The sequence below is a fragment of the Gemmatimonadales bacterium genome, from assembly GCA_036500345.1.
Taxonomy (GTDB): Bacteria; Gemmatimonadota; Gemmatimonadetes; order Gemmatimonadales; family GWC2-71-9; genus Palsa-1233.
Genome location: DASYCE010000020.1, coordinates 1 through 8,604, shown reverse-complemented (window position 1 = coordinate 8,604; position 8,604 = coordinate 1). Strand labels below are relative to the sequence as shown.

Genomic DNA, 8,604 nt, shown 5'->3' with positions numbered 1-8,604 from the left:
ATCTCATCGACGATCCGCTCGACATCTGGCCCGAACCTGCGGCTCCGGCAAAACACCCGACGCCGGTCGGTCGGTTTCTCGAATACCTCCAGGCACATCATCGCGTTGCGGACTATCAGTTCCTGTCGTTCGAGTGGTATCCGTTCGACGACGTCTGCGACGATCCGGCGGACAACCTCGCCGCGGCACCCGGCATGCTCGCTGATGCGTTGTCGCAACTCCGGAAGACCGGTCTCGCCGATTCGATTCCTCGAATCATCACCGAGTACGGTTACTCGGCGCACCTCTCGACCGCCGAAGTCACCATGCCGGCGGCGCTCTTCGATGCCGACCTCATCGGCAATTTCTTTTCGCATGGCGGCGCGCAGGCGTTCTACTTCGGGTATGAGCCGGGCGATATCTCGCACGAGCCGAGTTGCGAGCATTGGGGCAACCTGATCATGCTCCTGGCCGACGCACACGGGCAGGCCCGCGACCGGATGCCGCGATACTACAGCGCGTGGCTGTTGACCCATGCGTGGGCCGATCCAGCTGGCGGAGCGCATGCGACGTTTCCCGTGCATTTCGGAAGCGGCGGCGCCGCCGTCAGCGACACGCTGCTGAGCGTCTATGCCTTGCGACGACCTGATCACCGCTGGTCGGTGCTGCTCGTCAATCGCGACGGTGCAGACGCTCGTTCGGTGGAGCTGCAACTCGCGGGAGGGCGCGGGATGGCGCGTGACATGCGCGGGCCGGTCGACGTCTGGCAGTATTCCGGGTCGCAATATCAATTCCTGGAAGACGGAGCCGACGGGCACCCCACGCTCGACCTCCCGCCGTCGCATCGCACCGAATCGTCGGTGCAATCGGTCGACCTTCCGCCATACTCGATCACGGTCGTCACCGGATGGTAGTCCTCCTGTTGCTGGTCCTGCTCATTGCGGGGTGCTCGCATCCGGCCCCACCGCCGCCGCCCAATCGTGCCGAAGAGCTGGTCCGCGCGGTGCGCGACGACTCGGCGACCGCGATCCATCGGCTGCTCTCGGCCGGCATCTCACCCGACACGCTCGCCCCCGACGGCACCCGGCCGCTCACCGAAGCGGCGCGGAACGGCAGGATGGCGGCGATGCAGGTCCTGCTCGACGCCGACGCCCGGCCCGATCTGCGCGATTCGTCCGGCGCCTCGGCGATGGACGATGCGGTCATCGATGAGCACCGCGACATCGCCCTCCTTCTCGTGATTCACGCCGCGCGCGACGCGGGTGAGAGCCCCGCGGCGGCGGCGTGGTTCGATTCCCTTGGCGCACACCGCCCGCCGGGTGATTGGCGCCACGTCCTCGACGGCGAGCTCACATCGCTCGCGCTCCTTGGCGCGGTGATCGACGGTCGGGACGCGCTGGTGGGTTCGCTCCGCCGCGCGTCCGGCGTGCCGAATCGGACCGGATACGCGCCGCTTCTTGTGGCTGCGCGCCTTGGTGACGAGCACGCAGTGACCGACCTGCTGCAGGGAGGCGCCAACCCTGATGCCGAGGTCGCCGGTCACCTGCACGAGACTCCATTGATGGAGGCGGCACGCGATGGTTACGTCGCCGTGGCGCGGACGCTGATCCACGCCGGCGCGCACGTCGATCGTTTCGACGCCGCACACGAGACTGCGTTGATGTGGGCGGTGCGGGAAGGGGAGACCGACTACGCGAAGGCGTTGCTCGATGCTGGGGCACAACGGAATCTTCGCAACGCCGCCGGGGAGACGGCGCTCGACCTTGCCACGCGGATCAAGCACGACGACCTGATCCGGGTGCTCACGCCACCCTGACCAGGTCGCCTGCCTGTGCGCCGGCTAGTAGTTCTTAGCCAGCGTGATGTTCAATCCTGCCTGGATCTGGAAATGCGTCTGGTCGGCGACCGTCACGCGCATCTCGGCGAAGGGATGAATCTTTCCCTTGATCGATTCCGCGCCGGCGAAGAGGTTCCACCCCGCGCGGGTGTCGGAAATGTCCTCGACGTTCTGATGATGGATATTCAATCCGGTGCCGAGATAGATCCAGTCATACCGCTGGCCGATCGCCCGATACTTCACGTCGACATTGGCTTCCCACACGGTACTCGGATCGAAGTAGTAGTCGAACGATGGATAGATCTCCAAGTGACTCGCCATCGGCGCGGAGAACTGCGCCCCGACGCCCCAGTCCTGGAACGTGGTGTTGTACAGGGCATGCACGCCGATGTGGGGATGTGAGGTCTGCGCTTGCGCCGTCGCAACGGTGCCGAGGAACAGCGCGCCCACGATCTCGATGATCCGCAACCGAACTTGCATATGAAACCTCCGATGCAATGCGAACCGTGCCGTCGCAGATTGCCACCGGGGGACGAGGGGTCCCCGGGGCGGTGCACAGCCACTAGGCTTGAATCACTCCTGGCAGATGGATTTCATGAACGACAAGCCTGTGTGGGACGATGGAAACTGGGAACCGCTCCTGCCGCTCATCGGCGGCGTGGAAGCAGATGTCTGTGTCATCGGCCTCGGAGGCTCAGGACTCGCTGCGATTCACGAGCTCCTCGCCTTGGGGAAGACGGTGGTGGGGCTCGATGCCGGCGCCGTCGGCGGGGGCGCCGCGGGTCGCAACGGCGGATTTCTTCTTGCCGGGCTGCCGAATTTCTACCACCACGCTGTCGAGGCGATCGGCCGAGCCCGCGCGCGCGAGATCTATCGCAGCACGATGCTGCAACTGGAACGGATGGCGGAAGAGACACCGCACGCAATCCGGCGCACTGGTTCGCTCCGGATCGCGGCGGACGACCGCGAACTCGCCGATTGTGCGGAGCAGGTGACCGTGATGCGCGCCGACGGATTCGCCGCCGAGGCGTATGATGGCCCCGAGGGGCGCGGCGTGCTCGTGCCGGGTGACGGTGCGTTCAACCCACTGCAGCGGTGCCGGTCGCTCGCCCGGTCGGCGATCGGTCGCGGCGCGCGTCTGTTCGAGGGGTGCGCGGCCGAGGTGGTGAGCGGTGAGTCGGTGACGACATCGTACGGGGACGTGCATTGCAAGCACGTGATCGTGGCGGTCGACGGGCAGCTCGAGCGAGTGGTTCCCGAACTCTCCCATCGGACCCGCACCGCGCGGCTGCAGATGCTCGCCACGGCTCCCGACTCGGCCGTCACCTTCCCGCGGCCGGTCTATTACCGGTGGGGATACGAGTACTGGCAGCAGCTTCCCGATGGCCGCGTGGCACTCGGCGGGCTCCGTGACCGCGCCGGCGATGCGGAATGGACCTCGCGTGCCGCAGTGACCGACGTCGTGCAGCTTGGCCTCGAGGAGATCCTCCGCGATCGGCTCCATGTCACGGCACCGATCACCCACCGGTGGGTCGGACTGGTCGGCTACACGTACGACATGCTTCCGGTGGTCGAGCAGGTCCGCCCGAATCTCTGGGCGATTGGCGGCTACTGCGGGACCGGCAACGTCCTCGGCGCACTCTGCGGGCGCGGCGTGGCGCAGACGATCGTCAACGGAACCTCGCCGATGATTGCCCCGTTGATCGGCACCGGCTGAGCGCAGCCAATGCCGTGCGTCCCCTTGCTCCGCGCGGCAGATTCGATCACGTTACCGCATCACCCCGGGGGAGTTTCTCGATGAAGGACAAGCAGTTCGACGCGCTGGTTCGCAAGGTGGCGGGGCAGCCGCAGCAGAAGACCAAGAAGCAGCGATTCGTCGATCCGACGCTGCGCGCCACCGCGCGGCCGGAAGCCGAAGAGGATGAAGACCGCAAGCACCTCTTCAAGGAAATGAAGCGCCGCGAATTCTGACCGATCGGCCCCGACGACGGAGCAACGCATGCGCGGCTTGGTGCTTGCCTGCAGCGCCGTGATGCTCGCGGCGGCGTGCAGCCAGAAGGACACATCACCCAGACAGGTCGGGCCGCCGCTCACCGAGCGCCAGCGTGACAGCGTGATCGGCGCCTCGAAGCTTCCCGGCGCGTCGGGCGTGCGCGGCGCACTTCGCGTCACCGATTCCGCCGCCGCGCGCCGCGACCGTTACGACTCGATCTCGCAGAATCCCTGACCCGGTGGCGATCGTCTTTCCGTTCGATCCCGACATCCGGCGCGCCGCCACCATCCCGTCCCGCCTCTACATCGATCCAGTCTACGCGGCGCTTGAGGACGAGAAGGTCTTTGGCCGCACCTGGCAGCTCGTGGGCCGCACCGATCAACTCGGCGAAAGCGGCGAGTACATCACCGCCGAGATCGGCAACGAGGCGATCGTCGTCGTCCGCGATGGCGACACGCTGCGCGGCTTCCACAACATCTGCCTCCATCGTGCCGGTCCCGTCGCCGAGGGGTGCGGCAAACGCCAGACGCTGCAGTGCCGGTATCACGGCTGGACCTACCGTCTCAGCGGGGAGTTGCTCCGTGCGCCTGAGATGGAGGACGCCTGCGACTTCACCGCGGAGTCGATGCACCTCCTCCCGGTGCAGGTCACGACATGGGGGCCGCTGGTCTTCGCCAATCTCGACCTCAAGGCGCCGCCACTGGAGCGTTGTTTCGAGGATATCGCTGAGCGGAGCAGGCGATTCGACGTGACGACGATGCGGTATGTCGGACGCAAGACGTGGTCGATCAATTGCAACTGGAAGGTCTACGTCGACAACTACCTCGAGGGATACCACATCCCGGTCGTGCATCCGACGCTGCACAAGGAACTCGACTATGACGAATACCAGGTCGAGCTCCATCGCTATTACTCGCTGCAGCACGCGCCGATCCGCGCAGGGCGCGGCGGGAACCGTCGCTACGAGGCGACGTCACCGGACGACGAGGCACAGTACTACTGGGTCTTCCCCAACCTGATGCTCAACATCTATCTCGGCCAGATGCAGACCAACGTCGTGATCCCGCGCAGCGTTGACCGGTGCGACGTGGTGTTCGAGTGGTACGCCCACAATCCGCCGGCGGACGTTGCCGCCGATCCGGCGTGGTCGAAATTGATGGCGTTCAGTGACGAGATTCAGGACGAGGACATCAGCATCTGCGAGCGGGTGCAGCAGAACCTCCGCTCGCGTTCGTACGATCGCGGCCGCTACTCACCGAAGCGGGAGAACGGCGTGCATCACTTCCACGGATTGCTGCACGAATTCCTGTCGTAGGACCGATGGCCCGCGGCGCAACGGATCAGCACCGCCGCGCGCGCAGCCGTTCGTGCCCGTGCCGACAGTCAGGAGCCCGATCGCGTCAGCGTGACCTGCAACTGGCTATCGGTAAACGTTGCACTGGCGATCAATTTGTTTCCGGTAATGGTGAAGGTCAGGTCCCTGACGAAGGTGTCGGCGCTCTGGGTCAACGTCAGCGTGCTGCCACTCTGGGTCCAGGTCCCCGCCATGCTCGCGGTCAGGGTGCCGCCGCCTTCCGCCCCACCCACCAACACGAGTTGCCCGGTCGTTGAACCGTCCGAATTGATCGTGATTGACAGCGATGATCCATTGGTCAGCTGATTGACCGCCGCCTGCCCATTGATCGTCGTAGAAAAACTTGTCGCGACATACGTCCCCGTCGTCACGGCGACGGTGTCATTGCTGTTGCTGTTGCAGGCAATCACGCCGATCATGGCAACGGTCCAGGCAACGCGTCGGATCATGGTCGCTCCTGTGCGGTGATGGGTGGACTACAGCCCGCGCTGCAACAGCTCGCGAACCACTTCGATCTGCTTGGTGGTTGGAAGGCCGGCGGTGGCGGCACGGAGCTCGTGTGCCCGCTTGAGCGACATCGGGTCGAGCAGCAGTTCTTCGCGACGGGTGCCGCTTGCGGCGACGTCGATTGCCGGGAAGATGCGCCGGTCGGCGAGTTCGCGGCTCAGCACGATCTCGGAATTGCCGGTTCCCTTGAACTCCTCGAAGATCACTTCGTCGGCCTTCGACCCGGTGTCCTTCAACGCCGTCGCGATGATCGTGAGCGATCCTTCCCCGTGACGTGGATCGACCGCGCGCGCGCTTCCGAAGAATCGCTTGGGCCGCTCGAGCGCCTCGGCGCCGATGCCGCCCGAGAGCGTGCGCCCCGATCCCTTGTCGATGTTGTTGTAGGCGCGCGCCAGCCGGGTCAGCGAATCGAGGATGATCACCACATCTTCGCCGAGCTCCACGCGCCGCCGGGCACGTTCGAGCGTCATCTCCGCCACCGCCACGTGGCGGTCGGCACCGTGATCGAAGCTCGATGCGATCACTTCGCCGGCGTTGGCGAGTTCCATCTCGGTCACTTCCTCCGGGCGTTCGTCGGCCAGGAGGATGTACACGGTCGCGTCGGGCTGGTTCTCGATGATCCCCCGCGCAATCGCGGTGAGGAGCGTGGTCTTGCCGGCCTTTGCCGGCGCCACGAGGAGGCATCGCTGTCCCTTGCCGAGCGGGACGAGGAGGTCGACGATCGCCGCGGTGACGTCACCGCCGCGGGGAATCCCGCCCGGCTTGGTGAGGCGCAATGTGTGGGTCGGATGCGTTGCGGGGAGGCGGTTGAAGTCCGGTCGCTTCTCGATCGCCGCCGGTTCGCGGCCAAAGATCGTCGTGACGCTTTCCAGCAGCGGACCGCGCCCGCCTCGGGCGGGATGCGCGACGCCGGTGATCTCATCGCCGGCGCGGAGCCCATACCGGCTGATCGTTCCCGGCTGGAGATAGACGTCGTTGCCGCTGGCGAGGTACGACGCGCGCTGCATCCGGAGGAAACCGCCGCCGCGATCGGAGACCTCGAGGACCCCCTCGACGTCGATTCGCTGGCCGCTGTCGGCCGGAGCGCGCGGGGTCTGCACCGCGGTGCCGCCGTTCCCTCCGCCGCCGCCACCGCCATTGCCGCCGCCGCCCCCGCCATTGCCGCGAACGTTCTGTCCGTTCCCCCCGCCCGGGCGCCTGCCGCGCCCGCGTCCACCGCGCCTGCGATGTGGCCGCCCGCCGTTGCCACCGTTTCCGCTGCCGCCCTGGCCGCCGTTCCCGTTCCCGCCGTGCCCGTTGCCGCCGTTGCCGCCATTGCCGCCATTGCCGCCGCCCGGATGGTTCACGCATTCCCCCGAGTGGTCAGCGCCTGCCGGATCAGTGCAGCGCCCGCGTCGAACCCGCCGCTTTCCGCGATGGCGAGCGGGGTGTAGCCGGCGCATTCGAGCGCGGGATCGGCTCCGGCGTCGAGCAGCAACGGGACAATGGTGATTCGCCTGGCGGCGAGCGCAGCATGTAACGGGGTGTTGGCCATGACATTCCTGGCTATGCGCCTGGGGTCGGCGCCGTGAGACAGCAACAATTGGGCGGCCCGCGCGGAGCCGAAAAAGGCGGCCAGATGTAGTGGTGTCCACCCGTCGATCGAATAGGTATCGACCAGCGACGGATCGGCGCCGAGGAGCGCATCCAGCGATGCAACGTCGTCTACCGCGGAAGCCTCAAAAACCGTCCGGGGCCATTCGTTCCCGCAAAGCCACGTCACCGTCTCCGGGCTGCGGTGATAGAGCGCCGCAAGCAACGGAGTCTCGCCGGTGGGAGCTTGGCGGGTCAGCAATGTGGGGTCGGCGGTGACGAGCGACTGCACCCGCTCCAAGTCGTTCCGCCGGCAGGCCTCGAGCAATTCTTCGAGCATTCGAGCCGATAGAGGGAACGTCGCGCCCGGCACCTGGCACACATTCGGGCGGCGCGACCGGGACAAATCAGGCGGGTCGAGGCGGTTTTCGCTAGGGGCCGTCCCGAAACACCTCGCCGCCCATCGGTGTCAGCTTCGCCGTGAAATGCCGCAGCGCCGGCGGCTGCTCCACGATCGTCATCCCGCTGATCCGGTCGCGGCGCTCGAAGACATACAGCAGCACCTCCGCCAGGTAATCGACGTGGCTCTGGGTGTACACGCGCCTCGGAAAGGCGAGCCGGACCAGTTCCATCGGCGCGGCATGTTCGCGGCCGTCAGGTGCGAGACCGAACATCATCGTGCCGATTTCGACCGACCGCACACCGCCGACCAGGTACAGTGCGCACGACAGTGCCCACGCCGGGTACTGCATCGGCGGAATCTGCGGCAGCATCGCCTTCGCGTCGATGTAGAGCGCGTGCCCGCCCGGCGGGAGGACCAGCGGAACACCGGCGCTCTGCAGCCGGTCGGCGAGATACGCGACCGACCGGATCCGGTAGCGGAGGTAGTCCTCGTCGAGCGCCTCTTCGAGGCCGATGGCGATCGCTTCGAGGTCATACCCGGCGAGTCCGCCGTACGTCACGAATCCCTCGGTGAGGATCAGGTTGTCGCGGCAGCGCCGGGCGAGATCATCGTCGTTCATCGCGAGGAAGCCGCCGATATTCGCCATCCCGTCCTTCTTGGCGCTCATCGTGGCGCCGTCGACCTCGGCGAACATCATCTGTGCGATCTCGAGCGGCCGCCGGTCGCGGAACTCGTCCTCACGCTGCTTGATGAACCACGAGTTCTCCGCAAAGCGGCAGGCGTCGAGAAAGAACGGCACGCCGTGCTTCCGGCAGATCGCCCGCGCGCCGCGAAGATTCTCCAGCGACACCGGCTGGCCGCCCCCCGAGTTGTTCGTCACGGTCATCATCACCAGTGGCACTCGGCCCGGGTTGTCGCCCAGCACCCGCTCCAGCGCGGCGAGATCCATGTTCCCCTTG

General features: G+C 66.4%; 11 protein-coding genes. 6 read left to right on the top strand and 5 right to left on the bottom strand.

Features of this window, described 5'->3' with window-relative positions:
• Positions 1-893 (top strand): hypothetical protein (locus VGM20_09895; GenBank protein ID HEY4101176.1); only part of this gene is annotated, 893 nt, incomplete at its 5' end.
• Positions 887-1,795: an ankyrin repeat domain-containing protein gene (locus tag VGM20_09890; GenBank protein HEY4101175.1), complete on the top strand. Its 909-nt coding sequence runs from the start codon at positions 887-889 to the stop codon at positions 1,793-1,795. The genes VGM20_09895 and VGM20_09890, both read left to right, overlap by 7 nt.
• A 24-nt stretch (positions 1,796-1,819) precedes the next feature.
• Here the strand turns inward: VGM20_09890 and VGM20_09885 are convergent, their stop codons facing one another.
• Complete coding sequence (locus VGM20_09885) at positions 1,820-2,296, bottom strand: hypothetical protein (protein ID HEY4101174.1); 477 nt, start codon at positions 2,294-2,296, stop codon at positions 1,820-1,822.
• Positions 2,297-2,411: 115 nt separating this feature from the next.
• Here VGM20_09885 and VGM20_09880 point away from each other — a divergent pair, with 115 nt between their 5' ends.
• From VGM20_09880 to VGM20_09865, 4 genes are all read left to right on the top strand, one after another.
• Positions 2,412-3,533, top strand: a complete 1,122-nt coding sequence (locus tag VGM20_09880) for an FAD-binding oxidoreductase (GenBank protein ID HEY4101173.1) — start codon at positions 2,412-2,414, stop codon at positions 3,531-3,533.
• An 80-nt stretch (positions 3,534-3,613) separates the two neighbouring features.
• Complete coding sequence (locus VGM20_09875; GenBank protein ID HEY4101172.1) at positions 3,614-3,787, top strand: hypothetical protein; 174 nt, start codon at positions 3,614-3,616, stop codon at positions 3,785-3,787.
• 28 nt (positions 3,788-3,815) lie between these two features.
• Positions 3,816-4,043 (top strand): hypothetical protein, encoded by a 228-nt coding sequence (locus VGM20_09870; GenBank protein HEY4101171.1) that lies wholly within the window; start codon positions 3,816-3,818, stop codon positions 4,041-4,043.
• A gap of 4 nt (positions 4,044-4,047) precedes the next feature.
• On the top strand, positions 4,048-5,124 hold the full coding sequence (locus VGM20_09865; GenBank protein HEY4101170.1) for an SRPBCC family protein: 1,077 nt from the start codon (positions 4,048-4,050) through the stop codon (positions 5,122-5,124).
• Positions 5,125-5,192: 68 nt separating this feature from the next.
• Here the strand turns inward: VGM20_09865 and VGM20_09860 are convergent, their stop codons facing one another.
• The 4 genes from VGM20_09860 to VGM20_09845 all read right to left on the bottom strand — a co-directional run.
• The gene (locus VGM20_09860; protein ID HEY4101169.1) at positions 5,193-5,612 is read right to left on the bottom strand and encodes a hypothetical protein; all 420 of its coding nucleotides are present in this window, start codon (positions 5,610-5,612) and stop codon (positions 5,193-5,195) included.
• Between the two features lie 27 nt (positions 5,613-5,639).
• Entirely contained in the window at positions 5,640-7,016 is a 1,377-nt protein-coding gene (rho, locus tag VGM20_09855; protein HEY4101168.1) for a transcription termination factor Rho, read from the bottom strand.
• The gene (locus tag VGM20_09850; GenBank protein HEY4101167.1) at positions 7,013-7,582 is read right to left on the bottom strand and encodes an ankyrin repeat domain-containing protein; all 570 of its coding nucleotides are present in this window, start codon (positions 7,580-7,582) and stop codon (positions 7,013-7,015) included. Before VGM20_09850 ends, rho begins: the two co-directional genes overlap by 4 nt.
• A gap of 91 nt (positions 7,583-7,673) precedes the next feature.
• Positions 7,674-8,604, bottom strand: a 931-nt coding sequence (locus VGM20_09845) for a tryptophanase (protein HEY4101166.1), incomplete at its 5' end; no start/stop codon positions are given.